1 protein-coding gene and 1 pseudogene are annotated in these 1854 nt (G+C 72.9%); both read right to left on the reverse strand.

Annotation, left to right across the window (positions count from 1 at the left end):
* A pseudogene (locus tag WA805_RS27235) lies at positions 1 to 591 on the reverse strand (hypothetical protein); the annotation flags it as partial.
* A gap of 4 nt (positions 592 to 595) precedes the next feature.
* The coding region (locus WA805_RS27240) for a sensor histidine kinase (RefSeq protein WP_425243769.1) at positions 596 to 1854 on the reverse strand (1259 nt) is incomplete at its 5' end.

The following is a 1854-nucleotide window of genomic DNA, read 5'->3' on the forward strand; positions in this document are numbered from 1 at the left end:
GTGGAATGCCTCGACGACGTCGGCCAGGTGGACCAGGCGGATCGCGGGTGCCAGGTCATCGGCGCCCGCCAGCCCGGGCACGCCCCGCCCGTCCCACCGTTCGAAGGCCTGCAGCAGCGGCTCGCACACCGCAGGGCCGAGTTCCAGCCAGCCGGCGAGATCGCTCGCCTCCTGGCAATGCACCGTCATCACCTGCTGCACCGACCGGCCCGCGGACGCCAGGAACTTCCCGACCAGCCCGACGCGATGAAAACCCGATGTGCCCCGGCCGAGATGACGGGCGACGAAGACGGCCAGGCTGATGCCCCCGAGATCCCCGTCGTGGCTGTCGGCGTACAACTCCGTTTCGTCGCCGAAGAGCGCCGCCACCTCGGCCGTGTCGACGGCGCAGCCGACCCACGTCAGCAGCGACGTGTAGTACGCGGACAGGCAGGCAGCCTGATCCATCCCGGCCGCCGTCCCCAGCCGCATGGCCACCACGGTCTGGCGCAGCACCCGTTCCATGGGTCGGCCCATGCCGAGGTCCGCCACCAGCGACAGTGTCGCCACCAGCTCGGCCAGGGTCACCGGCCGCGAGGAATCCGAAGCCACCGTGTCATTGTCCACCACCCGCCCCGGCGAGCGCCGGAACCGGCTGGCCGGCGGGGCGAAGAAACGGGCCCGTTCCGGATAACTGATGTGGATTCTTGACGGGAATCCACAGCTGGACAGTCGTTCCCGCGCCGGGCGCGGACCGCAGCCTCGCCTGGCCGCCGTGCGCGGCCGCGATCGCCTGGACGATGGACAGGCCGAGGCCGCTTCCCGTGGCCTCGGCACCGTCGTGCCCGAACCGGCGGCCGCCGGTGACGCCGTCGCCGCGGCCGCCGCGGTGGAAGCGGTCGAAGGCCCGTGACGCGTCCTGCTCGGACATGCCGGGACCGTTGTCGCTGACCTCGAGCACCGCGCCGTCGCCGTCCGGGTAGAGGCGGACAGTGGCGGCGGTGCCCGCCGGGGTGTGCGCGCGGACGTTGCCCAGCAGGTTCGCGAGCACCTGGCGGATCCGCGACTCGTCGGCGGTGACCACCAGGCTCGGCGGAACCTGCGCCCGCACCTCGCGCTCGGGCTCGACCGCTCGCGCGTCGGCCACCGCATCCCTGGCCAGCAGGGCGAGGTCGGTCTCGGTCAGGTCGAGGGAGGACATGCGGTCGAGGCGGGCCAGCTCGAGCAGTTCTGCCACGAGCATGCTCATCCGGTCGGCTTCCTGCTCGATGCGCCGCATCGCGTTCGGCAGCTCTGCGGGGCCGAACGCGCCCTGCCGGTACAGCTCGGCGTACCCGCGGATCGTGGTCAGCGGGGTGCGCAGCTCGTGGGAGGCGTCGGCGGCGAACTGGCGCACCTTCTGTTCTGACTGCAGCCGGGCGCCGAAGGCCTGCTGGATGCGGTCGAGCATCGTGTTGATCGCCCCCGCGAGCCTGCCGGTCTCCTGACGGCTGCTCGCCTCCGGCATTCGCGCCGCCAGGTCGCCGCTGCTCGTGATCATGTCGGCCGTGCTCGCCATCCGGTCAAGCGGGGCGAGGCCCCGGCCGATCAGCCAGCTGCCGCAGATGGCGAGCAGGGCGAGCAGCACGCCGCCGGTGATCAGCTCGGCGAACACGAGGCCGCGCACGTGGCTGGCGATGGTGCCCGGCGAGCGGCCGACGAGCATGACGGCCGCTCCGGCCGGCACCACGCCGCTGGACTGGCGGGTGGTGATGACGAGCGGGCGCCACGCGGCGGTCAGCGCCGGGTCGCCGTGCAGCGCGAGCCTGAACGGCTCGCCGCGGGCGGCGAACTGGTTCAGGTACGCGGAAACCTGCGCGGCGGACTGGCCGGCGA

Source organism: Trebonia sp. (assembly GCF_049794275.1).
Lineage (GTDB): Bacteria > Actinomycetota > Actinomycetes > Streptosporangiales > Streptosporangiaceae > Trebonia.